24 protein-coding genes are annotated in these 25,288 nt (G+C 73.6%); 7 read left to right on the top strand and 17 right to left on the bottom strand.

Annotated elements, in window-relative coordinates; genetic code table 11:
• Positions 1-178: 178 nt before the first annotated feature.
• The 4 genes from ACIBAI_RS00685 to ACIBAI_RS00670 all read right to left on the bottom strand — a co-directional run bounded on the left by ACIBAI_RS00685 (position 179) and on the right by ACIBAI_RS00670 (position 5,031).
• Positions 179-1,147: a hypothetical protein gene (locus ACIBAI_RS00685; RefSeq protein ID WP_399030227.1), complete on the bottom strand. Its 969-nt coding sequence runs from the start codon at positions 1,145-1,147 to the stop codon at positions 179-181.
• Between the two features lie 121 nt (positions 1,148-1,268).
• Entirely contained in the window at positions 1,269-2,273 is a 1,005-nt protein-coding gene (locus ACIBAI_RS00680; RefSeq protein ID WP_399030226.1) for a zinc-binding dehydrogenase, read from the bottom strand.
• A gap of 37 nt (positions 2,274-2,310) precedes the next feature.
• The gene (locus tag ACIBAI_RS00675; RefSeq protein WP_399030225.1) at positions 2,311-3,474 is read right to left on the bottom strand and encodes a mandelate racemase/muconate lactonizing enzyme family protein; all 1,164 of its coding nucleotides are present in this window, start codon (positions 3,472-3,474) and stop codon (positions 2,311-2,313) included.
• Between the two features lie 534 nt (positions 3,475-4,008).
• Positions 4,009-5,031, bottom strand: a complete 1,023-nt coding sequence (locus tag ACIBAI_RS00670) for an NADP-dependent oxidoreductase (RefSeq protein WP_399030224.1) — start codon at positions 5,029-5,031, stop codon at positions 4,009-4,011.
• 134 nt (positions 5,032-5,165) lie between these two features.
• On the opposite strand from ACIBAI_RS00670, the gene ACIBAI_RS00665 reads away from it, so the two are divergent.
• Together ACIBAI_RS00665 and ACIBAI_RS00660 are read left to right on the top strand one after the other, a co-directional pair.
• A complete protein-coding gene (locus ACIBAI_RS00665) occupies positions 5,166-5,612 on the top strand; it encodes a MarR family winged helix-turn-helix transcriptional regulator (RefSeq protein WP_399030223.1) in 447 nt (148 codons plus the stop codon).
• A 197-nt stretch (positions 5,613-5,809) separates the two neighbouring features.
• Entirely contained in the window at positions 5,810-6,604 is a 795-nt protein-coding gene (locus ACIBAI_RS00660) for an EI24 domain-containing protein (RefSeq protein ID WP_399030222.1), read from the top strand.
• A 39-nt stretch (positions 6,605-6,643) separates the two neighbouring features.
• On the opposite strand, the gene ACIBAI_RS00655 is transcribed toward ACIBAI_RS00660, so the two are convergent.
• The 3 genes from ACIBAI_RS00655 to ACIBAI_RS00645 form a co-directional block, all read right to left on the bottom strand.
• Positions 6,644-7,921 carry a pyroglutamyl peptidase gene (locus ACIBAI_RS00655; RefSeq protein ID WP_399030221.1) on the bottom strand — a complete coding sequence of 426 codons (1,278 nt, stop codon included), beginning with the start codon at positions 7,919-7,921 and terminating at the stop codon, positions 6,644-6,646.
• Between the two features lie 373 nt (positions 7,922-8,294).
• Entirely contained in the window at positions 8,295-9,266 is a 972-nt protein-coding gene (locus tag ACIBAI_RS00650) for an aldose epimerase family protein (RefSeq protein WP_399030220.1), read from the bottom strand.
• A gap of 82 nt (positions 9,267-9,348) precedes the next feature.
• Positions 9,349-10,227 (bottom strand): SGNH/GDSL hydrolase family protein, encoded by an 879-nt coding sequence (locus tag ACIBAI_RS00645; RefSeq protein WP_399030219.1) that lies wholly within the window; start codon positions 10,225-10,227, stop codon positions 9,349-9,351.
• Positions 10,228-10,492: 265 nt separating this feature from the next.
• On the opposite strand from ACIBAI_RS00645, the gene ACIBAI_RS00640 reads away from it, so the two are divergent.
• A complete protein-coding gene (locus ACIBAI_RS00640; protein ID WP_399030218.1) occupies positions 10,493-10,987 on the top strand; it encodes a DUF3145 domain-containing protein in 495 nt (164 codons plus the stop codon).
• A gap of 89 nt (positions 10,988-11,076) precedes the next feature.
• On the opposite strand, the gene fabF is transcribed toward ACIBAI_RS00640, so the two are convergent.
• The 5 genes from fabF to fasR form a co-directional block, all read right to left on the bottom strand.
• Positions 11,077-12,348, bottom strand: a complete 1,272-nt coding sequence (gene fabF, locus ACIBAI_RS00635) for a beta-ketoacyl-ACP synthase II (protein WP_344606778.1) — start codon at positions 12,346-12,348, stop codon at positions 11,077-11,079.
• 86 nt (positions 12,349-12,434) lie between these two features.
• Positions 12,435-12,683, bottom strand: a complete 249-nt coding sequence (locus ACIBAI_RS00630) for an acyl carrier protein (protein ID WP_399030217.1) — start codon at positions 12,681-12,683, stop codon at positions 12,435-12,437.
• Between the two features lie 101 nt (positions 12,684-12,784).
• The gene (locus tag ACIBAI_RS00625) at positions 12,785-13,816 is read right to left on the bottom strand and encodes a ketoacyl-ACP synthase III (protein WP_399030216.1); all 1,032 of its coding nucleotides are present in this window, start codon (positions 13,814-13,816) and stop codon (positions 12,785-12,787) included.
• A gap of 11 nt (positions 13,817-13,827) precedes the next feature.
• Positions 13,828-14,754, bottom strand: coding sequence for an ACP S-malonyltransferase (locus tag ACIBAI_RS00620; RefSeq protein ID WP_399030215.1), 927 nt, complete (start codon positions 14,752-14,754; stop codon positions 13,828-13,830).
• A gap of 89 nt (positions 14,755-14,843) precedes the next feature.
• Positions 14,844-16,049 carry a fatty acid biosynthesis transcriptional regulator FasR gene (gene fasR / locus ACIBAI_RS00615; protein WP_344606772.1) on the bottom strand — a complete coding sequence of 402 codons (1,206 nt, stop codon included), beginning with the start codon at positions 16,047-16,049 and terminating at the stop codon, positions 14,844-14,846.
• A gap of 62 nt (positions 16,050-16,111) precedes the next feature.
• Here fasR and ACIBAI_RS00610 point away from each other — a divergent pair, with 62 nt between their 5' ends.
• Complete coding sequence (locus ACIBAI_RS00610; RefSeq protein WP_399030709.1) at positions 16,112-16,765, top strand: pirin family protein; 654 nt, start codon at positions 16,112-16,114, stop codon at positions 16,763-16,765.
• 111 nt (positions 16,766-16,876) lie between these two features.
• On the opposite strand, the gene ACIBAI_RS00605 is transcribed toward ACIBAI_RS00610, so the two are convergent.
• Both ACIBAI_RS00605 and ACIBAI_RS00600 read right to left on the bottom strand, forming a co-directional pair.
• Entirely contained in the window at positions 16,877-17,257 is a 381-nt protein-coding gene (locus tag ACIBAI_RS00605) for a VOC family protein (RefSeq protein ID WP_399030214.1), read from the bottom strand.
• Between the two features lie 212 nt (positions 17,258-17,469).
• The gene (locus ACIBAI_RS00600; protein ID WP_399030213.1) at positions 17,470-18,288 is read right to left on the bottom strand and encodes a serine hydrolase domain-containing protein; all 819 of its coding nucleotides are present in this window, start codon (positions 18,286-18,288) and stop codon (positions 17,470-17,472) included.
• A gap of 570 nt (positions 18,289-18,858) precedes the next feature.
• Between ACIBAI_RS00600 and ACIBAI_RS00595 the strand changes: the two genes are divergently transcribed.
• Both ACIBAI_RS00595 and ACIBAI_RS00590 read left to right on the top strand, forming a co-directional pair.
• Positions 18,859-19,323 carry a MerR family transcriptional regulator gene (locus ACIBAI_RS00595; RefSeq protein WP_399030212.1) on the top strand — a complete coding sequence of 155 codons (465 nt, stop codon included), beginning with the start codon at positions 18,859-18,861 and terminating at the stop codon, positions 19,321-19,323.
• Entirely contained in the window at positions 19,320-20,336 is a 1,017-nt protein-coding gene (locus tag ACIBAI_RS00590; protein ID WP_399030211.1) for an aldo/keto reductase, read from the top strand. The genes ACIBAI_RS00595 and ACIBAI_RS00590 overlap by 4 nt, the downstream gene beginning before the upstream one ends.
• 28 nt (positions 20,337-20,364) lie before the next feature.
• On the opposite strand, the gene ACIBAI_RS00585 is transcribed toward ACIBAI_RS00590, so the two are convergent.
• The 3 genes from ACIBAI_RS00585 to ACIBAI_RS00575 all read right to left on the bottom strand — a co-directional run bounded on the left by ACIBAI_RS00585 (position 20,365) and on the right by ACIBAI_RS00575 (position 23,279).
• Positions 20,365-21,213 (bottom strand): DUF4429 domain-containing protein, encoded by an 849-nt coding sequence (locus ACIBAI_RS00585; RefSeq protein ID WP_399030210.1) that lies wholly within the window; start codon positions 21,211-21,213, stop codon positions 20,365-20,367.
• Between the two features lie 67 nt (positions 21,214-21,280).
• A complete protein-coding gene (locus ACIBAI_RS00580) occupies positions 21,281-22,498 on the bottom strand; it encodes an alpha/beta hydrolase (RefSeq protein ID WP_399030209.1) in 1,218 nt (405 codons plus the stop codon).
• Between the two features lie 121 nt (positions 22,499-22,619).
• The gene (locus ACIBAI_RS00575; RefSeq protein WP_399030208.1) at positions 22,620-23,279 is read right to left on the bottom strand and encodes a TetR family transcriptional regulator; all 660 of its coding nucleotides are present in this window, start codon (positions 23,277-23,279) and stop codon (positions 22,620-22,622) included.
• Between the two features lie 114 nt (positions 23,280-23,393).
• Here ACIBAI_RS00575 and ACIBAI_RS00570 point away from each other — a divergent pair, with 114 nt between their 5' ends.
• Positions 23,394-25,013: an MFS transporter gene (locus tag ACIBAI_RS00570; protein ID WP_399030207.1), complete on the top strand. Its 1,620-nt coding sequence runs from the start codon at positions 23,394-23,396 to the stop codon at positions 25,011-25,013.
• The last annotated feature ends 275 nt before the right edge of the window (positions 25,014-25,288 follow it).

Here is a 25,288-nt window from a genome sequence, read left to right as displayed (position 1 = left end):
TCATCCTTGATGTGTGTGCAGGGCTCGGCCTGTGGTGCGGCGTGGTGCTGATGGCGCTGCTGGTGCTGCTGCTGGTGGTGCGACGGCGCTGCGGGGGAGGGGCAGGGAGAGACCGAGAGCAGGTGTGTGGGATTGTGCGCGGCTGTGTCTGCTTCTGTGAAGCCGAGTTTCCGGAACGTTATGACGACGTTTCGAACCGGCGCAGTTCACCCGGCAGCCGGGAGCCGAGCGGCGCCATGTCGCCGTCCGCCCCGTGCCGCGCCAGCAGGTCCAGGGCGAGCCGGCCGCGCCGCACCCGCTCCCGGGCGGTGGCCAGGGTCAGCTCCCGCAGGTGGTGGCCGTAGGGGTAGATCCCGGGCGCCTTGGACAGGCCGAACTTCAGGTAGAGCGGGGCGCCGCGCCGGATGAGCTCGGCGACCTCGTACATCCGCACATAGCCGCCGAGGTCGTCGGGGGCCTCGATGTACATGTCCATGGGGGCGGCCGACACCCGCCGGATCTCGGTGAGGTGATCCAGCGTCAGGTCGCTGGGCACGTTGATGGAGTCGGCGCCGAGGTTCTCGTAGACCGCGAACGAGGCCGGGTTGACGGGCCCGATGAGCGCCGAGACCTTCAGCGTGGTGTCGGCCGGCAGGAGGCCGGCCGCGCGCGCCCGGTGCAGCGTCCACAGCACGCCCTCGTCGGCCACGAGCAGGCACTTGACGCCCAGCTCCGTCGCCCGGACGGCGTCCTCGACGCACCCGGCGACGGCGTCGTGGCCGCGCGCCCGCAGGCCCGCCCCGCGCGAATCGGTCCGGGTCGAGCCGCCGATGTCCCAGGTGCCGCGCGGGCCGGTGAACAGGCACAGCTCGATGTCGCGTTCACCGGTGGCCTCGACCATCTCGGTGATCTCGGCGTCGGTCAGCATCCACACGCCGCTGCCCTGGCTGATCCGGTGGATCGGCACGTCCAGCCGCGAGGCCTCCTTCAGGACCACCGCCAGCGCCTCGGGCCCCTCGCACGAGGGGATCTCGGTGCGCCAGCGGCCGCCGCCGGGGAAGGAGTGCGGCGAGGCGTCGGCGGGGTCGAGGGCGGGCGCGCCCAGGCCGAGCGGGGTGAGCACGTGCTCACCGGGCCTGCGGGCTGCCGGGGCGGATGCGTCGGTCACAAGGTGTCCTTCGTGTTCGGTGTGTCGGACGGGGTTCGCGGCTCTGGGTGGGAAGGGGCCGTGGGGCCCCGGAGGTACGCCGGTACGGGGGCCGTCAGGTCGCCCCCGTACCGGCGTACGGCTAGGGGCGGAGCAGCACCTTGCCGACCTTCGGGTCGCCGGACCCCACCAGCTCGATGGCGTGCGGGAACTCGGCGAGCGGCAGCTCGTGCGTCACCAGCGGCAGCGGGTCGAGCAGACCGGCCCCGAAGGCCCGCGCCGTGTGCGCCCAGGCGTCCGGCGGCGCCCCGAAGACGGTGTGCACCTCCAGCTGCCGCACGACGAGGTCGGTCGGGTCGAGCCCGTCGGCGCCCGGCGCGGGGATGCCCGTCAGCACCAGGCGCCCGCCGCGCCGCAGCAGCCCCGCGGAGATCCGCGCGGCGTCGGCCGACCCGGCGGTCTCGATCACCACGTCGACGTCGTCGGGGAGCTCCTGGTCCTTGGTGCGGAAGTCGGTGGCGCCGTAGGCGCGGGACAGCGCCTCGCGGTCCCGCCGGGTGCCGACGACCAGCAGCTCGGCCGGCGAGTTCGCCTTGAGGAACTGCACGGCGAACATCCCCAGCGTGCCGGTGCCGACGACGGCCACCTTCTCGCCGGGCAGCGCGTTCGCCTTGAGCGCGGCGGCGGCGACGCAGGCGGCGGGCTCCAGCAGGGCCGCCGCCGTCAGGTCGCAGTCGTCCCGCAGCACGTGCAGCAGGCGGGCCGGCAGGGTGAGCGTGGCGGCCATGGCGCCCGGCTGGGTGAACCCGGTCTCCTCGTAGCCGGCCCGGCACAGGGTCGTCTCGCCCGCGTGGCAGCGGTCGCAGACCTGGCAGTTGCGGAAACCCTCGCCGACGACCCTGCGGCCGACCAGCGACCCGGGGACGCCGGCGCCGACCCGCTCGACGGTCCCGGACCACTCGTGGCCGGGCGTGAGCGGGTAGCGGACGTACCCCGGGGGCCGGTTGCCCTGGTACACCTCGCGGTCGCTGCCGCAGATCCCGGCGGCGTGCACCCGGACCAGGGCCTCGCCGGGACCGGGCTCGCGGGGCTCGTGCGCCACGAGCCGGTGCGCGCCCGGCGCCTCGATGACGACGGCGGTGCTCACGGTCTCCTCCCGCGGGGGGACGGGTCCTGCGGCCGGCTCACTTCGTGGCCTTCGGCTTGCGCTGCTCCCAGCCCTCGGCCCACAGGTCGAAGCGGGCCTGCTGCTGCGGGAACTCGGCGGCGGCGTCGGTGTCCAGCTCGACGCCGAGGCCGGGGGCGTCGGAGAGGTGGAAGCAGCCGTCCTTGGGGTCGACCTGCGGGGCGCCCTTGACGACCTTCTTGATCTCCGCGTCCGCGAAGTCGTTGAAGTGCTCCAGGATCTTGAAGTTGGGGGAGGTGAAGCCGACCTGGAGGGAGGCGGCGGTGAGCACCGACCCGCCCACGTTGTGCGGGGCGACCAGCATGTAGTGGGTCTCGGCGGTCGCGGCCAGCTTGCGGGTCTCCCAGATGCCGCCGATGTGGCCGACGTCCGGCTGGATGATGTCGGCGGACTGGTCCTCGAACAGCTCGCGGAACTCGATCCGGTCGTGGATGCGCTCGCCGGTGGCGACCGGCAGGTCCACCTTCTCGGCGACCTTCTTCAGCGCCTTCAGGTTCTCCGGCGGCACCGGCTCCTCCAGCCAGGCCGGCTTGAAGGGCGCCATCTCCTTGGCCAGCCGCACCGCGGTCGCGGGCGAGAACCGGCCGTGCATCTCCAGCATCAGCTCGGCCTCGGGGCCGATGGCGTCCCGGACCGCCTCGATGAGGGAGACGGCGTAGAGGGTCTGCTCGTGGTCGAACTCGAAGTGCCCGGTGCCGAAGGGGTCGATCTTCAGCGCCCGGTACCCGCGCGCCATGACCTGCTGGGCGGCCTTGTGGTAGGCCTCCGGGGTGCGCTCGGTGGTGTACCAGCCGTTGGCGTAGGCCTTGACCTTGTCGGTGACCTTGCCGCCCAGCAGCTGCCAGACGGGCACGCCGAGGGCCTTGCCCTTGATGTCCCAGCAGGCCATCTCGATCACGGCGATGCCGGACATCACGATCTCGCCGGCCCGGCCGTAGTCGCCGTACTTCATGCGGCGCACGAGGTCCTCGACGGCGAACGGGTCGGAGCCGAGAATGTGGTTGACCTCGGCCTCCTTCAGATAGCCCAGGAGGGCGTCGGTGTGCCCCAGCATCCGGGTCTCGCCGACTCCGGTGACTCCCTCGTCGGTGTGCACCTGGACGTACGTCAGGTTGCGCCACGGCGTCCCGACCACGTGTGTGCTGATTCCGGTGATGCGCACGGCAGTTGCCCCTTGCTGCTTCGTCGGCTTCGTTGGTTTCTTCGACTTCGTCGGCTCTGCGGCGTGTGTGCGAGATTCCAGCGTTCGAAATTTCGTCACACGTTCGAAATGCTGGCGTGACAGTAAGGACGGGGCGCGGGGGGTGTCAATGGGTCGAACGCACAACGGTTTCGAGAGTTTCGGGAACCGGTTTCGACGCGCCCGCCGCGGATCCGGCCGGATCCCGGGGAAAGGTCCCGGCCACCCGTGCCGGAGCGGGGGTTCCCGCGGGGCCCGCACGGCCGGATCCGCGGGCGCGGCCTGGCCGGAACACGGCCTCCCGCGTCATGGACCGCCGCCCCGCGGGTACGGCGAAGGCCGCGCCCCACGTCCAAGGGCGCGGCCTTCGCCGTACGCAACGAACACGCCCGGGCGGGCGTCACGGTGACGCCCCCGCGGGCCCCGCCTTCCGGCGCGGGGCGGATCCCGCGGGCCTCCCCGGCGGGGGCGCGGGCCGCGGCGGCGTCCGCCTCCGGCGGGTCGCCGGAAGAGGCGTCAGAGCTTGACGATCATCTTCCCGGTGTTGTCGCCGCGCAGGACGCCGAGGAAGGCCTCCAGGTTGTTCTCGATGCCCTCGACGACCGTCTCGCGGTACTTGAGCCGGCCGGAGCGCACCCAGGGGCCGACCTCCTCGACGAACCGCGGCTGGAGGTCGTAGTGGTCGCCGACGAGGAAGCCCTCGATGCGGCCGCGGGTCTGGATGAGCCGGGCCAGGTTCTTCGGGCCGGGGGCGGGCTCGGTGGCGTTGTAGACGGAGATCATGCCGCAGACGGCGATCCGGCCGCCGCGGTTGAGGGAGCCGATCGCGGCCTCCAGGTGGTCGCCGCCGACGTTGTCGAAGTAGACGTCGATCCCGTCCGGCGCGGCGGCGCGCAGCTGCTCGCCCACCGGCCCGTCCTTGTAGTTGAAGGCGGCGTCGAAGCCGTACTCGTCCAGCAGCAGCCTGACCTTCTCGGCGGACCCGGCCGACCCGATGACCCGCGAGGCGCCCTTCAGCTTGGCGATCTGCCCGACCTGGCTGCCCACCGCCCCGGCCGCGCCGGAGACGAACACCGCGTCGCCCTCCTTGAAGGCGGCGGTGCGCAGCAGCCCGGCGTAGGCGGTCAGCCCGGTCATGCCCAGCACGCCGAGGTACGCCGACAGCGGCGCGGCCCCGGGGTCGACCCGCACGGCGTTCTCCGCGTCCACGACGGCGTACTCGCGCCAGCCGAAGAAGTGCAGGACGTGGTCGCCGACGGCGATGCCCTCGGCGTTGGAGGCGACGACCTCGCCGACGGCGCCGCCCTGCATGACCTTGCCCAGCTCGAAGGGGGCGACGTAGGACTTGGCGGCGCTCATCCGGCCGCGCATGTACGGGTCGACGGAGAGGTACTCGTTGCGCACCAGCACCTGTCCCTCGCCGGGCGCCGGGACCGGGGCCTCGACCAGGGCGAAGTCCTCCGGCTTCGGCCAGCCGACCGGGCGGCTGAGCAGGTGCCATTCGCGGCTGACGGCGGGAAGGGAGGGGGAGTCGGTCATGGGGGCGCCTTTCCTCGGGGTCCGCTGAGCCGATCGCCCGGCTGCCGGGGCGATTACCACAGGTTGCTTCAGTTACTGAAACAACCATGCGCCTGGACATTTCACCTTGTCAAACATCCGGGTACCCTGAACCCATGACCGCCCCGCACGAGACCGCCCGCCGGCCCGACGCCCTCACCCTGGAGGTCGTCGAGCTCATCGGGGAGGTCGTGGCCCGCTTCCACGCCGACTACGAGGAGGCCGCGGCGGAGCACGCGCTGACCGGGGCGCAGGCGCGGCTGCTGAGCCTGCTGTCGCTGGAGCCGCTGCCGATGCGGAAGCTGGCGCGGCGGCTGAAGTGCGAGCCGTCCAACGTCACCGGCCTCGTGGACCGGCTGGAGGCGCGCGGGCTGGTGGAGCGCCGGCCGGACCCCGCCGACCGCCGGGTGAAACTCGCGGCGGCGACCCAGGAGGGCCGCCGGGTGGCCCGCAGCCTGCGGGAGTCCCTGCGGTTCGCGCGCGAGCCGCTGGCGGGGCTGTCCGAGGGGGAGCGGGTGGCGCTGCGGGACGCGCTGCGGCGGATGGTCGGCGCCGGCGGCTAGCCCCGCCGTCGCCTTCCCGCCCGCCTCGGGACGCCGTGCACGCGGGCACGCCCCCGGGCCGGGCCCCGGCCCGGGGGCGTCCCGTACGAGGTCCCGAGCCCGGCACGCAGCCAGGCCCGCCCCCCCCGGCGGGCGGCGGCAAGGGGCGGCAGGGCCTGGCGTCCACGGAGCCGCGCCGCCCCCGCTAGAGTTCCCCCATGCGCGATCTTGGGGCGGGATTCGGCCATCTTCTGAAGGGCCAGCGCTGGGTGGCCCAGCACGGCAGGAGCTACGGTTTCGGGCTCCTCCCGGGCCTGATCACCCTCGTTCTCTACGCGGCGGCGCTGGTCGCGCTGGCGCTGTGGGGCGAGGACCTGGTCGCCTGGGCGACCCCGTTCGCCGACGGCTGGCCGAGCCCCTGGCTCGGCCTCTTCCGCGGCCTGCTCACCGCGGTCCTGTTCGCCCTCGGCCTGCTCCTCGCCGTCCTCACCTTCACCGCGGTCACCCTGCTGATCGGCCAGCCCTTCTACGAGGACCTCTCCGAACGGGTCGACCGGGACGTCTCCCCGGACGGCACCGCACCCCGGTCGGGCCTGCCGCTCTGGCGCGAGCTGTGGGTCTCGGGCCGCGACAGCCTGCGGATCGTACTGCGCGCCGCCGTCTGGGGCGTGCTGCTGTTCGCCTGCGGCTTCATCCCCGTCGTCGGCCAGACGGTCGTCCCGGTGATCGGCTTCTTCGTCACCGGGTTCTTCCTCACCGAGGAACTCACCGCCGTCGCCCTCCAGCGCCGCGGTGTGGAACTGCGCGACCGCCTCGCCCTGCTGCGCTCCCGCAAGACCCTGGTCTGGGGCTTCGGCACACCGCTGGGCCTGGCCTTCCTGGTCCCGTTCGTCGCGGTGTTCCTGATGCCGGGCGCGGTCGCGGGCGCCACGCTGCTCGCCCGTGAGCTGCTGGGCGAGGACGGCGCCGGGGACACCGCCGACGAGCCCGAGGGCGAGGACGCCAAGCCGTGAGCGGGCCGCCGGGGCCGCCGTCCCGGCCGGCCCCGGCGGTCAGCGCCGGGGCCGCTCCGCCGCGCCGAGCGCCACGGCCACGATCGCCCGCACCTGCGCGATGATGTCCAGCCGGTCGCGGACGAACTCCGGGTCGGTGACCTCGGTGGTGTTCCCGGCGCCGAACCGGAGCACCGGCGTGTGCACATGCCCGCCCGGCAGCGTCCCGCGCAGGCCGAGCCGGTCCCGCAGCAGGGTCGCCCGGTAGGCGATCTCGTTGGAGAGGTAGTCCCCGCCGCCGCCCGCCCGGGCCGTCGACCCGGGGGTGGGGCCGTCGGGCCGTACGACGGGCTCGGTGCCGCCCGCCGGTATCTCGGTCACGGCGGTGTTGTCGTACACGGGGAACCGCCCGGTGTCCGCGGCCGTGATCGCGGCGTACGGCAGGGTGGTCGTCGTCCACTGCGGCCGCGTGGCCGGGTCGGCGACCGGGATCGCCTCGGTGCGGGAGACGTTCTCGTTGTCGGGGAAGCCGCCCCGCCAGGCCCCGTTGGTCCGCTCGACGTCGAAGCGGCCGACCCGCCCCTGGCTGACGGTGGTGAACAGGTCCACCTCCGGCAGGTGCGGCCGCAGCGCGCGCTCCACGGTCCCCTCCCCGGTGCCGAACGCCCGGGAGGCGCCCGGGGTGAAGTCCCGCCAGCGCACCGGGAACACGGCGGCCTCGATCCGCGCCGGGCCGTCCGGGGTCCCGATCACCGTGCCGTCGAGGGCGAGGGCGGCCGCGCCGGACGGGTTGGAGGTGCGGATGTCCCGGTCCAGCGTGAACGGGTCGAAACCGGTGACCAGGACCCGCTTGACGCCCTCGCCGCGCGGGTGGCGGAGGGAGGTCTGGCCGCGCGAGGTCCGCTCCAGCTCGTCCAGCAGGCGCGCGCGCCGCGCGTCGGTGAGCCCGAAATCCGGCTGCCAGGTGCGCACCTGACGGGTCATCGCGAGCCGCGCCCAGTACAGCGGCCGGTCGTCGTCCCGGCTCAGGTCGCCGCCCGCCGGCCCGCGCCCCTGCGCCCGGTCCACGGCCCGCCGCCACAGCGCCGAGCCCTCCCGGGCCACGACCCGGCGGGCCTCGCCGTAGGAGCGGGCCGCGCCGAGGGCGCGGGCGAACCGCCCGGTCGCGGTGCCGAATCCGGAGCGGCGCAGGATCTCCTGGGGCACGGACCGGTCGAGGCGCTGCTCCTCGACGGTGGGGGAGGGGACCGCCGGCGCGGCGCCGGCCGCCGTGGGGGCGGCGAGCGCCGCCAGCAGGACCAGGCCGAGCACGCAGGGGCCAACGCGTCGAGATGTCAAGGGAGTCCGGGTCCTTCCGTCGCGGCGGGGAGCATGTGCCGCAGTATCGGTGACGGAAGCGCCGTGCGCCATGGCGCGTGGCCCCGGGGGCGGCCGCGGCGCGACCCCGACGGGCTGATCGCCGAGCCGTCGTCGGGCTGCCGCGCCGCGCCTTCGAGGTGGGGACGAGGCGACCGGCTCGTGGTCTTCTGTGAAGGGTTCGTACGAACTCCAGGCCGGCCGCTCGATCGCGGACCGCAGGATCACCGCGACGATTAACGTCTGATCCGGGACGACCCTCCCACCGAGCAGCCCCGGCCCGGGACCTGACACCCGGGCCGGGGCTCGGACGTCCCCGGGACCCCGGCGGACGGCGGGAAGACGGCGACGGGGCCTAGCGGGTCCCGAACCCGTACACCGTCTCGGACCGGAACACCTCGCCCGGCCGCAGCACCGTGCTCGGGAACTCCGGCCGGTTCGGGGAGTCGGGGAAGTGCTGGGTCTCCAGCGCGACGCCGGCGCCGGGCGCGAAGGGCGCACCGACGTGGTCCGCGGTGTAGAGCTGGAGGCCGGGTTCGGTGGTCGCCACGGTCAGGACCCGCCCGGACGCCGGGTCGTACAGCTCGGCGACCTCCACGGGCGTGTCCGTCACGCCCTTGTCGAGCACGAAGTTGTGGTCGTAGCCCGTGCCGACCGCGCGGGCCCGGCGGAAGTCGAAGCGGGTGCCGGACACGTCCTGGAGCGCCCCCGTGGGGATCAGGTCCGCGTCGACGGGGGTGAGGCGCGAGGCGGCCAGCCGCAGCTCGTGCCCGCCGGCGTGCCCGGAGCCGCCCAGGTCGAAGTAGCTGTGGTTGGTGAGGTTCACCACGGTCGGCGCGTCGGTGACCGCCTCGTAGGCGATCCGCAGCGCCCCCGCCTCGTCCAGCGTGTAGGTCGCCGCGACCTCCAGCCGGCCCGGGAAGCCCTCCTCGCCGTCCGGGCTGACCCGCGTGAGGCGCACGCCGTGCTCGACCTCGGCCGCGTCCCACACGCGCTTGTCGAAGCCGCGCTCGCCGCCGTGCAGGGAGTTGGGCCCGTTGTTGCGCGCCAGTGCGTACGTCCGCCCGTCCAGCGCGAAGCGGCCCCGGGCGATCCGGTTGGCGTACCGCCCGACCAGGGCGCCGAAGTAGGGCTCCGGGTGGGTCAGATAGCCGTCGAGGTCCGCGAACCCCAGCACCACGTCCGCCCGCCGCCCGTCCCGGTCCGGGACCTCGACCGACTGCACGATCCCGCCGTACGACAGGACGCGCACCCGGACGCCCGCCCGCTCCAGCGTCCAGCGGTGGACGGGGGTGCCGTCGGACAATGTGCCGAAGAGTTCGCTCATGTTCGAAAACTCTAGTGCCCGGCAGGCACCGGCCGCCCGCCGAGGAGCGGCGCCGGGTGGACGCGCCCGCCGGGGCGCCGGGTCACGCCGTGCGGGCCGTGACGGTCCGGTAGGCGATCTCCGCCAGCCGGGCCTGCCCGTCCACGCTGGGGTGGAACCAGTCCCACGGGCTCAGCTGCTTCGGCCCGAACCGGTACGCGTGCACCGCGCCCCCGTCGGACCGGCACCGCCGGTCCTGCTCGCAGACCTCCCGCAGGACCCTGTTGTAGTCCTCCACCCGCTGCTGCACCGTGTTCCGCCGCAGGGTCGCCGCCGCGTCCGTCGCCTGCGCGTCACCCAGCATCGACGGGCAGACGCCCAGCTTCCACACCTGCCGGCCCAGCGGGCTGGTGCGCCCCTGGGCCCACAGCCGCTTCAGGTTCGGCACGCTCGCCACGTACACCTGGGTCTTGGGCAGGGTCTTGCGCAGCGTGCTCATCGCCCGCTGGAAGTCGGCGCGGAAGTCGGCCACCGGGGTCATCGCGGACACCGTGTCCCGGCAGGCGTCGTTCGCCCCCACCAGCACCGTCACCAGCTCCGGCCGGCGCGCCGCGGCCCGCGCCAGCTGACCGGGCAGGTCCGCCATGCGCGCCCCGGTCACCGCGTAGTTCCAGCTCCGCCCGGCCGCCTTCGCGCCCAGCAGCCGCACCGCGAGACTGTCCACCTCGGGGCTGCTGCCGGTCGCCCAGGACGCCTCGGGGCAGTCCGACAGGACCGTGCAGGCGTCGAAGCCGGTCGTGATGGAGTCGCCGACGGCGGCGATCGAGGCCGGGCTCACGTCCCAGACCGGCGTGGGGCGCGCGGACGGCCCGTCCTTCCGGGGGCCGGAGGCGTCGCCGCCGGCGTCGCAGCCGGCGACGCCCAGGACGGCCGCGGCCAGGACGGCGAGGACGGCCCGTGAACGGTGGCGTCGTTTCCGCATCCTGGCCCATTCCCTCGCTGATCTCCCGCCGGGTCCTCCACGTTCTCAACCCGTGGCACCGCGCGAGGGTTCCCGGACCCGTCGGTGCGACGTCTCACACCCGCACAAGCGTCCTGCCGGGTGAATGGCGGATGTTTCCGGGTACCGGGACCGACGGTACGTCACACTCCCCACCCCGCCGCACGGTAGCCTCGCCCTCAACGTGACCCTCCCGGTCACGGCCGCCCGCCCGTTCCGAGATGTCCCGCTCTGCCCGGAGGTTCCGGTGACGACACGTGGAGTTCTGTACGTGCACTCCGCTCCGCGCGCGCTGTGCCCGCACGTCGAGTGGGCCGTCGCCGGGGTGCTCGGCACGCGCGTCAGCCTGGACTGGATCCGGCAGCCCGCCGCCCCCGGCACCTGGCGCTCGGAGTTCTCCTGGCAGGGCGGGACCGGCACCGCCTCCCAACTGGCCTCCGCCCTGCGCGGCTGGCAGCTCCTGCGCTTCGAGGTCACCGCCGAGCCCTGCGCCACCGCCGAGGGCGAGCGCTACAGCTGCACCCCCGACCTCGGCATCTTCCACGCCGTCACCGGCATCCACGGCGACATCCTCATCCCCGAGGACCGCCTGCGCGCCGCCCTGCTGCGCTCCCAGCGCGGGGAGGCGGACCTGGCGGCGGAACTGTCGAAGCTGCTGGGCAAGCCCTGGGACGACGAACTGGAGCCGTTCCGGTACGCCGGCGAGGGCGCCCCGGTCCGCTGGCTGCACCAGGTGGTCTGACCGGCCCGGCCCGCGGCGGGCGCCGTCCCGGGACGCGCGAAGGGCTCCCACCGGCCGGTGGGAGCCCTTCGGCTGCGTGCGGACGCCGGTCAGACGGTCCGGAACGCCAGCACCACGTTGTGCCCGCCGAAGCCGAACGAGTCGTTCAGGGCGGCGATCCGCCCCTCGACCGGCAGCTTGCGCGCCTCGTCCCGCACCACGTCGGCGTGGGCCTCGGCCTCGGGGTCGATGTTCTCGATGTTGATGGTCGGCGGAGCCAGCCGGTGGTACAGCGCCAGCACGGTCGCGACGGACTCCACGCCGCCCGCGCCGCCGAGCAGATGCCCGGTCATCGACTTGGTCGCGGACACCGCGATGTGGTCGGCGTCGTCGCCGAACACCTTCCGCAGCGCCTTCAGCTCGGCGATGTCACCGGCCGGCGTCGACGTCGCGTGCGCGTTGACGTGCACGATCTCCGCCGGGTCCAGGTCGTTGCGGTCCAGCAGGTTCTGCAGGGCGTGCGAGATGCCCCGCCCCTCCGGCTCCGGCTGCACGATGTCGTGGCTGTCGGCGGAGATGCCCTGCCCGACCGCCTCGGCGTACACCCGCGCACCGCGCCGGGCGGCGTGCTCGGCGGACTCCAGGACGATCACGCCGGCGCCCTCGCCGAGGACGAACCCGTCGCGGGCGACGTCGTACGGACGCGAGGCGCCCTGCGGGTCGTCGTTGTTCTTGGACATCGCCATCATGTTGCCGAACGCGGCGATCGGCAGCGGGTGGATCGCCGCCTCCGTGCCGCCGGCGACGACGACGTCGGCGCGGCCGGTGCGGATCATCTCGATGGCGTAGCCGATGGCCTCGGCGCCCGACGCGCAGGCGGAGACCGGCGTGTGCACGCCCGCCCGGGCGCCGACGGCCAGACCCACGTTGGCCGAGGGGCTGTTCGGCATCAGCATGGGGACGGTGTGCGGGGAGACGCGGCGGACGCCCTTCTCCTTGAGCACGTCGTACTGGTCGAGGAGGGTGGTCACGCCGCCGATGCCGGAGGCGATGACCGCGCCGAGCCGGTCCGGGTCGACGTCGGCGCCCTCACCGGCCTTGGCCTCGAAGCCCGCGTCGGCCCAGGCCTCCTTGGCCGCGATCAGCGCGAACTGCGCCGAGCGGTCCAGGCGGCGGGCCTGCGGCCGGGGAATGACCTCGGTCGGCTCCACGGCGATCTGGGCCGCGATGCGGACCGCCTGTTCGGCGGCCCACTCCTGCTCGAGGGGCGTGACGCCGGAACGACCGGCGATCAGACCCTCCCAGGTAGAGGCTGCGTCGCCACCCAGCGGTGTGGTTGCGCCGATACCGGTGACGACCACGGTGCGATTGGTCGAGCTCACGGAATTTCTCTCCAACGGATACGAGGATTCGTACGGCGCCACCGCCGGGTGGCGGGGCAGTCGGCCCTCAGCCTGCGACCGGCCGATCAGGCCTGGTGCTTGAGGATGTACTCGGCCGCGTCGCCGACGGTCTTGAGGCTCTTGACCTGCTCGTCCGGGATCTTGACCTCGAAGCGCTCCTCGGCGGCGACGACGACCTCGACCATGGACAGCGAGTCGACGTCCAGGTCGTCGGTGAAGGACTTGTCCAGCTGGACGTCCTCAACCGGGATGCCGGCGATCTCGTTCACGATCTCGGCGAGACCGGCGACGATCTCTTCCTGAGTGGCGGCCATGTTGGCGCTCCTTCGTAGATATCCAGAGGGTGTGGCGCCCGCCGCGTCGGCGGCAGGTGGTGGAGTACTCCGCACCGGAAACATGATCCGGTACCGAGTGCCTAAGGGAGGGTAACGACCGTCGCTGCGTAGACGAGACCCGCCCCGAAGCCGATGACGAGGGCGGTGTCGCCGCTCTTCGCCTCGCCGGTCGCCAGGAGCCGCTCCATCGCGAGCGGGATCGAGGCGGCCGAGGTGTTGCCGGTGGTGCGGATGTCGCGGGCGACCGTGACGTGCTCCGGCAGTTTCAGGGTCTTCACCATCGAGTCGATGATCCGCACGTTGGCCTGGTGCGGGATGAAGACGTCCAGGTCGTCCGGGGCGATGCCGGCCGCGTCCAGCGCCTGCTGGGCGACCTTCGCCATCTCGAACACGGCCCAGCGGAACACCGCCTGGCCCTCCTGCGTGATCGCGGGGAACTTGACGTTCCCCGCGGAGTCGAGGGGCAGCTCGGAGACGTCACCGATCCTGAACCGGTCCCACGGCACCGTCTGCTTGATGGTCTCCGCCTTGTCGCCCTCGGAGCCCCACACGGTCGGGCCGATGGCCGGCTCCTGGGAGGGGCCGACGACGACCGCGCCGGCGCCGTCGCCGAACAGGAAGGCCGTGGCCCGGTCCTCCAGGTCGGTGAGATCGCTCAGCCGCTCCACGCCGATGACGAGGACGTACTCCGCCGAACCCTCGACGATCATGCCCTTGGCGAGGGTGAGGCCGTAGCCGAAGCCCGCGCAGCCCGCCGAGATGTCGAAGGCGGCGGCCTTGTCCGTGCCCAGCTTGTCGGCGATCTCGGTGGCGATGGCCGGGGTCTGGCTGAAGTGGGAGACGGTCGAGACGACCACGGCGCCGATCTGCCCGGCGTCGATCCCGGCGTTCGCGAGGGCCTTGCCGGACGCCTCGATCGACATCGCCGCGATGGTCTCCTCCGGCGACGCCCAGTGCCGGGTCTCGATGCCGGAGCGCGAGCGGATCCACTCGTCGGACGAGTCGATCCGCTCCAGGATCACCTCGTTCGGCACGACCCGGGTCGGGCGGTAGCCGCCCACGCCGAGGATGCGCGCGTACGGGGCGCCCTTGCTGGGCTTGATCTTCGCCATGTGGGCTCCTTCTAGGCGCTGTGCTCGGCGGCGTGCTCGGCGATGAGCTCGCGAGCCGCGTCGAGGTCGGCGGGGGTCTTCAGGGCCAGCGTCTTGACGCCGGGCAGCGCGCGCTTGGCCAGACCGGTGAGCGTACCGCCGGGGCACACCTCGATCAGCGCGGTGACACCGAGCTCCTTGAAGGTCTCCATGCACAGGTCCCAGCGGACCGGGTTGGCGACCTGGCCGACCAGCCGCTGGAGCACCTCGGTGCCGCTCGCGACGGTCCGCCCGTCCTTGTTGGAGACGTAGGGGATCTTCGGGTCGGCCGGCGTGAGTTCCGCGGCGGCCTCGGCCAGCTTCTCGACGGCGGGGGCCATGTGGTGGGTGTGGAAGGCGCCGGCGACCTTCAGCGGGACGACCTTGCGGACGCCCTCGGGCTTGTCGTCGTTCAGCGCGGCGAGCTGCTCCAGCGTGCCCGCCGCCACGATCTGGCCCGCGCCGTTCATGTTCGCCGGGGTCAGGCCCAGCTTCTCCAGGTGCGGCACGGTCGTCTCGGGGGCGCCGCCGAGCAGCGCCGACATGCCGGTCTCGGTGATCGCGGCGGCCTCGGCCATCGCCAGGCCCCGCCGGCGTACGAGGGTCAGCGCGGCGGTGTCGTCCAGGACACCGGCGAAGGCGGCGGCGGTGATCTCGCCGACGCTGTGGCCCGCGACGGCCCCCGGCGGGATGTCACCGAGTGCCTCGGCCGAGAGGATCCCCGCGGCGACGAGCAGCGGCTGAGCCACGGCGGTGTCGCGGATCGCGTCCGCGTCGGCCTGTGTGCCGTAGTGGACGAGGTCGAGTCCGATGGCGTCCGACCAGGCGGCGACGCGGTCGGCGGCGCCGGGCAGTTCGAGCCATTCAGTCAGGAAGCCGGGCGTCTGGGCGCCTTGGCCGGGAGCGACGAGTACGAGCACTCTCACACTCTCTCTTGGGGACGGGTACGGCCGCCCGTGAGGACAGGGACGAAGAACAGCAGGGGGTTTTGTGGGCCCCCGACAAAACCCTAGGGCTGAGGATCGCCGTCGACCAGACGCCCCAGGATCAGCGCGATACGGAGGGTGAAAGCCGACCGTACATCGGAGGGTGACCATCCGGTGACATCAGTCACACGTCGGAGCCGGTAGCGCACGGTGTTGGGATGGACGAAGAGCATCCGGGCGGCGCCTTCCAGACTGCTCGCCTGTTCGAGATAGACGCTCAGCGTCTCCAGCAGCGCGGCCCCGGCCTCCTCCAGCGGTCTGTAGATCTCCTCCACCAACTGCTCGCGTGCGGAGGGGTCTCCGGCGATCGCGCGCTCCGGCAGCAGGTCGTCGGCCAGCACCGGACGCGGGGCGTCCTGCCAGGCGGAACACGCCTTGAGCCCCGCCGCGGCGGCCTGCGCGGACCGGGTCGCGGCCAGCAGGTCCGGCACCACCGGGCCGGCCACCACCGGTCCCGGCGCGAACGGCCCGATCAGCGACTTCGCCACGGCGAGCGGGTTGTCGCTGCCGCCCGCGATGACGACGAGCCGGTCCCCGAGGACCCCGGTCAGCACCTGCAGCTTGGCGTGCCGGGCGGCCCGCCGGATGGCCTCCACGGTCAGCTCGGAGTCCCCGTCGGGGGCGGTGCCGAGCACCACGCACACGTGCTCCGGGGAGTTCCAGCCCAGGGCGGCGGCCCGGGAGACGGCCCCCTCGTCGGCCTCGCCGCTGAGCACGGCGTTCACCACCAGGGACTCCAGCCGGGCGTCCCAGGCACCGCGTGCCTCGGCGGCCTGGGCGTACACCTGGGCGGTGGCGAAGGCGATCTCACGGGCGTACACGAGCAGCGCCTCGCGCAGCACGCTCTCGTCGCCGGGGGCCGCGACCTCGTCGATCGCGGACTCCATGACCTCGATGGTGGTGCGCACCATCTCGACGGTCTGCCGCAGGGTGATGGCCCGGGTCAGCTCGCGCGGCGCGGTCCCGAAGACGTCGGTGGAGATGGCCTGCGGAGCCTCCGGGTGCCGGAACCACTCGGTGAAGGCGGCGATGCCGGCCTGGGCGACCAGCCCGATCCAGGAACGGTTCTCCGGGGGCATGGCCCGGTACCACGGCAGCGTCTCGTCCATCCGCGCGATGGCCTGCGCGGCGAGGCTTCCGGACGACTTCTCCAGCCGCCTCAGGGTCGCGGAGTGCGGATGGAGGCCGTGTGCTGTGGCTTCGACGGTACGGGTTTCTGGTTCGGGCACGGGGACAAGACTGCCTTATCGGGACGGCCGCGTGCGCCGCCGGGTCTACGGTGGGACGCGTGATGGACGTACGGCGCGCGGCGGAGCGCTACCCCGGAGGCGACCCGACGGCAGGGATCGAGTCGTTCCACGCCTTTTCCTTCGGCCCGCACTACGATCCCGACAACCTCCGCTTCGGGACGCTGATCGCCTGCAACGAGGAGCGCCTGGCGCCGGGCGCCGGCTTCGACGAGCACCCGCACAGCCACACCGAGATCGTCACCTGGGTCGTCGAGGGCGAGCTGACCCACCGGGACTCCACCGGCCGCGAGACGGTGGTGCGCCCCGGGGACGTGCAGCGGCTGAGCGCGGCCGGCGGCGTGCGGCACGTCGAACGCAACGACGGGACCGCGCCCCTGACCTTCGTGCAGATGTGGCTGGCGCCCCGGGAACCGGGCGGCGAGCCGTCGTACGAGATCGTCCCCGCCCTCGCCGACTCCGCCCCGTACGCCGTCCCCGCGGCCGGCGCGACGCTGCACGTGCGGCGCCTGGCGGCGGGGGAGCGGACGGCGGTCCCGGACGGGGCGTACGTGTACGTCCACGTGGTGCGCGGCCGCATACGGCTGGACGGCGCGGAGCTGGGCCCCGGCGACGCGGCGCGCATCACCGGGGCGGACGGCGTGGCAGCGGCGGGGGTGACGCCGGCCGAGCTGCTGGTGTGGGAGATGAGCGGCTAGAACCGCGCCGAGGGTGCGGTCGCCGCCCGGCGGGCGCATCCCGCGCCCGCCGCGGAGCAGCCGACGCCCGCTGCCGGCGCAGGCCTCGGCCGCGCCGGGGACACGGAGCCGTCAGAGCGGGTCGAGGCGGGCCTTGAGCAGGCAGAACTCGTTGCCCTCGGGGTCGGCGAGGACGTGCCACTGCTCCTCGCCGGTCTGGCCGATGTCGGCCGGGCGCGCTCCGAGCTTCAGAAGGCGCTCGAGCTCGGCGTCCTGGCCGCGGTCGGTGGGGTTGACGTCGATGTGCAGCCGCAGCTTGTCCGGCTTCGGCTCGTCGCTGCGGCTGAGGATGATCGTCGGCTGCGGACCGCCGAACCCTTCGCGCGGACCGATCTCGACGTAGCCCTCCTCCCCGCGGTCGAGCACCACGAAGTCCAGGACCTCGCACCAGAACCGCGCCAGCGCCTCCGGGTCCCGGCAGTCGAGCACGAGTTCACTGATGCGACATGCCATGGACGAACCCCGCTTCCGGTGTGGGAACTGCCGGTACGGCCGCGCGCGGAGCTCTTCGGCTCCCCGCGGCGGACACGCCCGAGACCGTACCGGGCGGGACAAGGAGGTGCGAGGGGTTTTCGCGGAGTCCCCGCCCGGGCGCGGCCGGGCGGGGACCGCGGGGCTGCGGCCGGCGGGTCGCGCCGTGGGGCGGCCGGCTGCGCGCGAGACCGCTAGCGCAGCTCCGCCAGCACCGCGTCGGTGAAGAGCGGCCACGCCTCGATCGCCCAGGGCCCGAACGCCCGGTCCGTCAGCGCCACGCACGCCGCGCCGGCGTCCGGGTCGACCCACAGGAACGTCCCCGACTGCCCGAAGTGCCCGAAGGCGCGCGGCGAGGACGACGACCCGGTCCAGTGCGGGGACTTGCCGTCGCGGATCTCGAAGCCGAGGCCCCAGTCGTTGGGGTTCTGGTGCCCGTAGCCCGGCAGCACGCCCTTCCTCCCCGGGTACTGCACCGTCATCGCCTCGGCGACCGTGCGGGGGTCCAGCAGCCGCGGGGCCTGCACCTCGGCGGCGAACCGCAGCAGGTCCTCGACGGTGGAGACGCCGTCCTTGGCCGGGGAGCCGTCGAGCGTCGTCGACGTCATCCCCAGCGGCTGGAGCACCGCCTGCCGCAGGTACTCGGCGAACGGGATGTCCGTGGCCTTCGCGATGTGCTCCCCGAGCTGCTCGAAACCGGCGTTGGAGTACAGCCGCCGCTCCCCGGGCGGGGCCGTCGCCCTGTGCTCGTCGAAGGCGAGGCCCGAGGTGTGCGCGAGCAGGTGCCGCACCGTCGACCCGTCGGGGCCGGCGGGCTCGTCCAGCTCGACCGCCCCCTCCTCGTACGCGACGAGCGCCGCGTAGGCGGCGAGCGGCTTGGTGACCGAGGCCAGGGGGAAGCGCCGGTCGACCGGTCCGTGGCTGCCGAGGACCGTGCCGTCGGCCCGTACGACACCCGCCGCGGCGGTGGGAACCGGCCAGTTCTCGATCAACGCGAGGCTCTTCAAGGACATGCCCGTGAGCCTAAGCGGCCCACCGGCGCAGTCGCACCGAGGGGTCGGTGTCCCGGGTGGAGCCCGTCGACGCGTACGGCGGCTCGGTCCCGGCGGAGGCGGTGAGCATGACTGACGTACCCGGCGCCCCGCTCCCGGAGCCGGCGCAGCGACTCCTCCGTGCACGCGCGCGTACCCCCGGCGCCGGGCGTCCGGGTCGGTCGCGACGCCGAAGACGTAGCCGGTCAGCCCGTGCGGGTTGGCGACCTGTCCGATCCGGTGCTCCAGCGTCCCGGCCACCGGCGCGGCCGGCGCCCCGGGCCGCTCCGGGCGGCCGGCGACGAACGCGGCGCAGTCCCCGTGCGGCCGGGCCGGCCGCTCCCGCGGGGCCGGCGGGGACCGGGCGTGCCGCTCGGCGGGCGCGTCGACCATCACCTGACGCGGTCTCAGCACCTCCTGGGCGTCCCCGGGCGCGGCACGGCGTACGGCACCCGTGGCCCGCGCGCCGACCGGTGCGCCCGCGTCCCGCCGCGTCGATTTCCGATCGATCGCGCTTGCCTGGAGCACACTCCAAGGTCATAGCGTGAGGCCATGACGGTGACGGAGACCACGAGCACCAGTACCGACACCTGCGCGGGGCCGCGGCCCCGCGGCCGGCGCCCGGACGGCGAGGACCGGTACACCATCAGCGAGGTCGCCGCCCTCACCGGCCTGACGGCGCACACCCTGCGCTGGTACGAGCGGATCGGGCTGATGCCGCACATCGACCGCTCCCACACCGGGCAGCGCCGCTACAACAACCGCGACCTGGACTGGCTCGACCTCGTCGGCAAGCTCCGGCTGACCGGCATGCCGGTCGCGGACATGGTCCGGTACGCGGAGCTGGTGCGCGCGGGCGACCACACCTACGGCGAGCGCTTCGCGCTGCTGAAGGCGACCCGGGAGGACGTCCTGGCCAGGATCGCCGAACTGCAGGGCACGCTCGCCGTGCTCGACCGGAAGATCGATTTCTACGCGGACGCCGGGCGCGCCCTGGCGTCGGAGGGGTCCCGATGACGGACGGCAGGATCGAGAAGGTACGGCTGGGCACGGACGGCCCCGAGGTGGGCGTCCAGGGCCTGGGCTGCATGGGCATGAGCTTCGCCTACGGCCCGGCGGACGCCGGGGAGTCCCGGGCGACCCTGGAACGGGCGCTGGAACTCGGCATCACCCTGTACGACACGGCGGACGCGTACGGGGCGGGGGAGAACGAGCGGTTCCTGTCGCCGTTCTTCAAGGCGCACCGCGACGAGGTCGTCGTCGCCACCAAGTTCGCCCTGTCGATCCCGCCGGACGACCCGACGAAGCGCATCATCCGCAACGACCCCCCGTACATCCGCCAGGCCGTCGAGGCCAGCCTGAAGCGCCTCGACGTCGACGTGATCGACCTCTACTACATGCACCGGCGCGATGTGGCTGTGCCGATCGAGGAGACCGTCGGCACGATGGCCGAGCTGGTGCGCGAGGGCAAGGTGAAGCACCTGGGCCTGAGCGAGGTCACCGCGGACGAGCTCCGGGCCGCGGCCGCCGTCCACCCCATCGCCGCCGTGCAGTCGGAGTGGTCGCTGTTCAGCCGGGACATCGAGGCGAAGGTCGTGCCCGCCGCCCGCGAACTGGGCGTGGCCCTGGTCCCGTACTCCCCGCTCGGCCGGGGCTTCCTCACGGGCTCCTTCGTCAACGCCGAGAAGGACCTGACGGACGGTGACTTCCGCCGCCAGCAGCCCCGCTTCACCGGCGAGAACGCCCGGGCCAACGCGGCCCTCCTCGCCCCGGTCCGCACGGTCGCCGAGGCCCGCGGCGCCTCCCTCGGCCAGATCGCCCTGGCCTGGGCCCAGCAGCGGGCGGCGGTGCACGGCCTGCCGGTCGTCCCGATCCCGGGCACCCGCAAGCCGGGCCGGGTGGCGGAGAACGCGGCGGCCACCCGCATCGTGCTCACCGAGGAGGAACTGGCGCTGCTGGAGCCCATCGCGGCGAAGGTGGCGGGCAACCGCTACCCGGACATGGCGTTCACCTCGGCGGGCCGGGAGTAGCCGGGAGGGCGGGGACGCCGCCGGGCGGCTAGAGCTCCGCCAGCAACTCCGCCTTCTTCGAGGAGAACTCCTCGTCGGTCACCAGCCCGGCCCGGTGCAGTTCCCCGAGATGGCGGATCCGCTCGGCGATGTCCGCGGGGTCGCGGCGCACCGCCGCCGGCACCGCGGGCACCGGCTGGGCCTCCCGCACCGCCGCCAGCACCGCCGCCGCGAACGGCAGCGACTCGTGCACCGCCCCGTACCCGAGCCCGAACACCACGGCCGCCGGGTCCTGGTCCGGCGACGCCGGCTGCGCCTCGGCGGCGTCGCGCCGCAGCAGCCGCAGGTACCCCTCGAACAGCTCGGGTGAGCGCCACTCCACCCCGCTCAGGCCGGCGACCGCGAAACTCTGGTCGCCGGCCTTCCACTTCGCCGTCGACGCGCCCGTCCAGAACCACCGGAAGCGCACCGTGCGGCCGTCGAAGGACGCCTTCCCGTCGTACCCCTTGAACTGCAGCGGCACCTCGGGCGCCGCCACCAGGTACCGCTCGGCGGGCCCCGAGGCGGTCAGCCGCGCCCGCACCTCCTCGGCGTAGTACTCCGCGAGCACGTCCCGCTCGGCCGGCAGCACCAGCCGGTACGGGTCGCCGCTCTCCTTCAACTGCCCCGCGGCGGCCTCCATCAGCGGATCGGCGCCGGGCCGCGGCTCCATGCGCAGGACGACGGTGCCGCGCCGGCCGGGGGTGAGCGTCACGCCGGTGACGGCCTCCAGGGGGATCCGGCGTTCCCCCAGCACCTGGAGCAGCTTCGGTGTTCGAATCCCCCGTTCGTAGCGGATGAGCACGGAGTCGGACTCGAACTCCCAGGCGGCATGAAATCCGGCCAGTACGTCACCCATGCGGCTCATCGTATGCGGCATGAGGCCTTCCGTCCCCTCCCCGTGCAGACCGCGGTTCCTGTCGTCTCTACGCGCGTCCGGCCGTGCCCGCGTCGGACAAACCCGCCGCGCAGACGTCGTCTTCTCCGGCGCAGTCCACCGAGCGGTATGCGCCAACGCCGATCTCGGCGAAGTTCAGCAGGCTCTCCGTCCCCGGTTCGAAATAGCCGCTGTGTCCCTGCGCGCCCCGCGCGGACAACACCCGCGCCCCGAACGCGGCCGACACCGGATCGGCCCCGTGGCCCAGCCCGCCGACCTCCAGATACGGCACGTCCTGCACCCAGTCGTCGGCGTCCCGCGTCGCCCACACGCGGGCGGTGGTGCGCAGTTGGGCGGCGTTCCGGACGCGCATGCCGGGGCTGCCGGCCACCGCGATGTCGGCCACCCGGCGCGGCAGCGCGGGCGCGGCGAGCCCGCACACCACGGAGCCGTAGCTGTGGCAGAACAGCGCGACCGGCGCCTTCCCGGGCAGCGCCCGCACCAGCGCGTTCAGCCGTGCGGCCCCGCTCCCGGCGCGCGTCGCGGTGGCCGCGTCCACGCCGAGCCCGCTGGGTGCCGTGTAGTCGGCCCAGGCGATCACGGCCGTGCGGGTCGAGGGGCCGGCCGCCCGCTCGGCGGCGTACAGGGCCTCGGCCATGCCGACGGGGGCCGCGTACCTGCGCCGGGTGCGCTGGAAGGTGAGCAGGTCGGTGTCGACGCCGGGGACGACGACGGAGACGCGGTCGGCCCGGCGCAGATCGCCGAAGACCTCGGCGACGCGTCCGGAGCCTTCCGGGTCGAAGGCGAGGATGCGCCGGCCGGCCCCCATCAGCGACTCGAAGCGGTGCATCCGGCGGCCCGCCGCCCGCTGCCCGTCCGGCGTGAGGCGGCTGTCGTGCAGGCGTGCGCGCTCGGCCGCGCGGGCCTGGCCGAGCGCGATGCGGTTGGCGCGGTAGCGCAGCTCGACGGGGGCGCCGTTCATGTTGCCCACCACGAGGGGATGGCGGCGGGCCAGCGTGAGCCGCTGCCGTTCGGTGAGGGAGGCGAAGAAGCGGGCCAGCCGGCCGGGCGCCGCCTGCGGGTCCGGCAGCCGGCGCCCGTCGATCCGGCCGTGCTCCCAGGCGCTGAGCGAGGCCCCCAGGGCCGTCGTCTCGTGCTGGGCGCGCAGTGCGGTCCAGCCGGTGGTCGCCAGCATCACGAACACCACGGCCAGGGCGAGCAGCGCGCGCCAGACGCTCAGGTGAGGGGAGGTGTCGAAGGAAGTCACTGGAAGGACACACTAGGAGAACGGAAGGGTCTCGCGTGAATCAAGTGACGCGGATCACGTTTCGTTCACGCGATGCGGGGTTCGGTTCTCTTCCGCGCGGTCCGAAGCGGCTGGGAGCGGCTCACTCCCCGCGCCAGTTCCCGGCCAGCGCCGGCCCCACCTGATCGAGGTGCGAGGCGGTCAGCTCGCGGATCGCCGCGAGGCTGACGTCGTCCCCCGCCGACCAGGCCCGTTCCGTGACCCGCATGACCGCGCCGAAGACGGCCACCACCAGGCGCGGCCGCGGGTCGGCGTCCACGTCCAGCCCCTCCCGGCGGGCGATGACGCGCGCGATCTCCTCCTCCAGCTCCGTCGCGCGCCGCAGATGGGCGGCGAGCAGCGCGGGCGTCGACTCGATCACCCGGTACAGGCGCATGTGGAGCTCCAGCGGCACCAGCTGCTCGATGGCCTCGCCGATGGTGTCCCAGCTGTCCAGGACGGCGCGGCGCAGCGCCTGCAGCGGCGGCTCGCCGGGCGGGCGCTCGCGCAGGGCGGCCAGGAAGTGCGACTCCGCGAGCCGCGCCACGAAGAACGCCGCCTCCTCCTTGCTGGCGAAGTAGCGGAAGAAGGTGCGCTGGGAGACGCCGACGGCCTCGGCGATCTCGTCGACGGTGGTCCGTTCGTAGCCCTTGGCCGTGAACAGCTCGAGGGCGGCCCGCAGCAGCGCGTCCCGCGTGCGCTGCTTCTTGCGCTCGCGCAGCCCCGGCCGGGGCGCCGTGCGAACGGTCTCCAGCGTGTCCATGGGCCCTCCCGGCGAAACTGTTCTCCCTGTTCAGGCTATAAGGGAGTGGCGCGTCAGTTACCGGCTTGTGAACTGGTTTGTCATGTGTCAGTCGCTGTCACTAGCCTCGAACGCATGACTAGTCAGACCACCATCGACACGACGGGGTCGGGGGACAAGGCACCGGCAACCCCGTCGGACGCGACGCCGGGCAAGGGGCTGCGCGGCCACCCCTGGTTCACCCTCATAACCGTCGCAGTGGGGGTCATGATGGTGGCCCTCGACGGCACCATCGTGGCCATCGCCAACCCGGCCATCGGCGACGACCTGAAGGCCAGCCTGGCCCAGCTGCAGTGGATCACCAACGCCTACTTCCTCGCCCTCGCGGTCTCCCTGATCACCGCGGGCAAGCTCGGTGACCGCTTCGGCCACCGCCAGACCTTCCTCATCGGCGTGATCGGCTTCGCCGCCGCCTCGGGGGCCATCGGCCTGTCCAGCAGCATCGGGCTGGTCGTCACCTTCCGCGTCTTCCAGGGCCTGTTCGGCGCGCTGCTGATGCCGGCCGCGCTGGGCCTGCTGCGGGCCACCTTCCCGGCCGAGAAGCTCAACATGGCCATCGGCATCTGGGGCATGGTCATCGGCGCCTCCACCGCGGGCGGCCCGATCCTCGGCGGTGTCCTCGTCGAGCACGTCAACTGGCAGTCGGTGTTCTTCATCAACGTGCCGGTCGGTGTCCTCGCGGTCGTCCTCGGCGGGTGGATCCTGCTGGACCACCGTGCGGAGAACGCGCCGCGCTCCTTCGACGTCGCCGGCATCGCGCTGCTGTCGGGCGCGATGTTCTGCCTCGTCTGGGCCCTGATCAAGGCGCCCGAGTGGGGCTGGGGGGACGGCAGGACCTGGCTGTTCATCGCCGCGTCGGTGGTCCTCTTCGCCGCCTTCGCCCTCTGGGAGAAGAGGGTGCGGGAGCCGCTGATCCCGCTGGCGCTGTTCCGCTCCGTCCCGCTGTCCGCGGGTGTCGTGCTGATGGTCCTGATGGCCATCGCCTTCATGGGCGGTCTGTTCTTCGTGACCTTCTACCTGCAGAACGTGCACGGCATGAGCCCGGTCGACGCCGGTCTGCACCTGCTGCCGCTCACCGGCATGATGATCGTCGGCTCCCCGCTGGCGGGCGCGATGATCACCAAGTTCGGCCCGCGGATCCCGCTGGCCGGCGGCATGGCGCTCACCGCGATCGCCATGTACGGCATGTCCACCCTGGACGTGAACACCGGCAGCGGCCCGATGTCCCTGTGGTTCGCCCTGCTGGGCCTCGGCCTCGCACCGGTCATGGTCGGCGCCACCGAGGTCATCGTCGGCAACGCGCCGATGGAGCTCTCCGGCGTCGCCGGCGGTCTGCAGCAGGCCGCCATGCAGATCGGCGGCAGCCTCGGCACGGCCGTCCTGGGCGCCGTGATGGCCTCCAAGGTCGACAGCGACCTGGCCGGCAACTGGACCGAGGCGGGGCTCCCGCCGCTCACCCCGGCCCAGGAGCAGCAGGCCTCGGAGGCGGTCCAGGTCGGCGTGGCGCCGGTGGCGCCGGGCACCCCCGACGCCGTCGTCGGGAAGATCACGGACGTCGCGCACGACACCTTCGTCTCCGGCATGAGCCTGGCGTCGCTGGTCGCCGCCGGGGTCGCCGTCGTCGCGGTGCTGGTCGCGTTCCTCACCAAGCGGGGGGAGAACGCCGAGGCCGGCGCGGGCATCGGCCACATCTGACGGGGCGTCGGGCCGGTTCGCCCATCAGGGTGACAACACCGGCCGTCCCTCCCCTCCGGCCCGTGCCGCGGGTCACAGTGGGTCAAGCCCTCCGCAGGGCATGGAGGACGGCCGGCCGCGGCGCGCTGCTGGAGGGGGGCGGCGCGGCGCGGCCCGGCGCCCGGGCCCCGCGCCCCGCCCCCGCGGGCAGGCCGCACACCATCAGCCCGCGCCCGGGGCGGCGCACCCGGGCGGGCGGGGGGGGGGGCAGGCGCCGCGCCGAGGCGGCGATGTTC

Origin of the sequence: Streptomyces sp. NPDC051041, assembly GCF_044456065.1 — a bacterium.
GTDB lineage: Bacteria > Actinomycetota > Actinomycetes > Streptomycetales > Streptomycetaceae > Streptomyces > Streptomyces glaucus.
This window is presented reverse-complemented; position numbering and strand designations above follow the sequence as displayed.

What these genes read in the sequence shown, in the direction of transcription:
- ACIBAI_RS00670 (WP_399030224.1), bottom strand. Translation starts at nt 5,031, where the DNA reads ATGACCGACTCCCCCTCCCTTCCCGCCGTCAGCCGCGAATGGCACCTG.
- ACIBAI_RS00665 (WP_399030223.1), top strand. Translation starts at nt 5,166, where the DNA reads ATGACCGCCCCGCACGAGACCGCCCGCCGGCCCGACGCCCTCACCCTG.
- ACIBAI_RS00660 (WP_399030222.1), top strand. Translation starts at nt 5,810, where the DNA reads ATGCGCGATCTTGGGGCGGGATTCGGCCATCTTCTGAAGGGCCAGCGC.
- ACIBAI_RS00650 (WP_399030220.1), bottom strand. Translation starts at nt 9,266, where the DNA reads ATGAGCGAACTCTTCGGCACATTGTCCGACGGCACCCCCGTCCACCGC.
- ACIBAI_RS00645 (WP_399030219.1), bottom strand. Translation starts at nt 10,227, where the DNA reads ATGCGGAAACGACGCCACCGTTCACGGGCCGTCCTCGCCGTCCTGGCC.
- ACIBAI_RS00630 (WP_399030217.1), bottom strand. Translation starts at nt 12,683, where the DNA reads ATGGCCGCCACTCAGGAAGAGATCGTCGCCGGTCTCGCCGAGATCGTG.
- ACIBAI_RS00625 (WP_399030216.1), bottom strand. Translation starts at nt 13,816, where the DNA reads ATGGCGAAGATCAAGCCCAGCAAGGGCGCCCCGTACGCGCGCATCCTC.
- ACIBAI_RS00610 (WP_399030709.1), top strand. Translation starts at nt 16,112, where the DNA reads ATGGACGTACGGCGCGCGGCGGAGCGCTACCCCGGAGGCGACCCGACG.
- ACIBAI_RS00605 (WP_399030214.1), bottom strand. Translation starts at nt 17,257, where the DNA reads ATGGCATGTCGCATCAGTGAACTCGTGCTCGACTGCCGGGACCCGGAG.
- ACIBAI_RS00600 (WP_399030213.1), bottom strand. Translation starts at nt 18,288, where the DNA reads ATGTCCTTGAAGAGCCTCGCGTTGATCGAGAACTGGCCGGTTCCCACC.
- ACIBAI_RS00595 (WP_399030212.1), top strand. Translation starts at nt 18,859, where the DNA reads ATGACGGTGACGGAGACCACGAGCACCAGTACCGACACCTGCGCGGGG.
- ACIBAI_RS00590 (WP_399030211.1), top strand. Translation starts at nt 19,320, where the DNA reads ATGACGGACGGCAGGATCGAGAAGGTACGGCTGGGCACGGACGGCCCC.
- ACIBAI_RS00585 (WP_399030210.1), bottom strand. Translation starts at nt 21,213, where the DNA reads ATGGGTGACGTACTGGCCGGATTTCATGCCGCCTGGGAGTTCGAGTCC.
- ACIBAI_RS00575 (WP_399030208.1), bottom strand. Translation starts at nt 23,279, where the DNA reads ATGGACACGCTGGAGACCGTTCGCACGGCGCCCCGGCCGGGGCTGCGC.
- ACIBAI_RS00570 (WP_399030207.1), top strand. Translation starts at nt 23,394, where the DNA reads ATGACTAGTCAGACCACCATCGACACGACGGGGTCGGGGGACAAGGCA.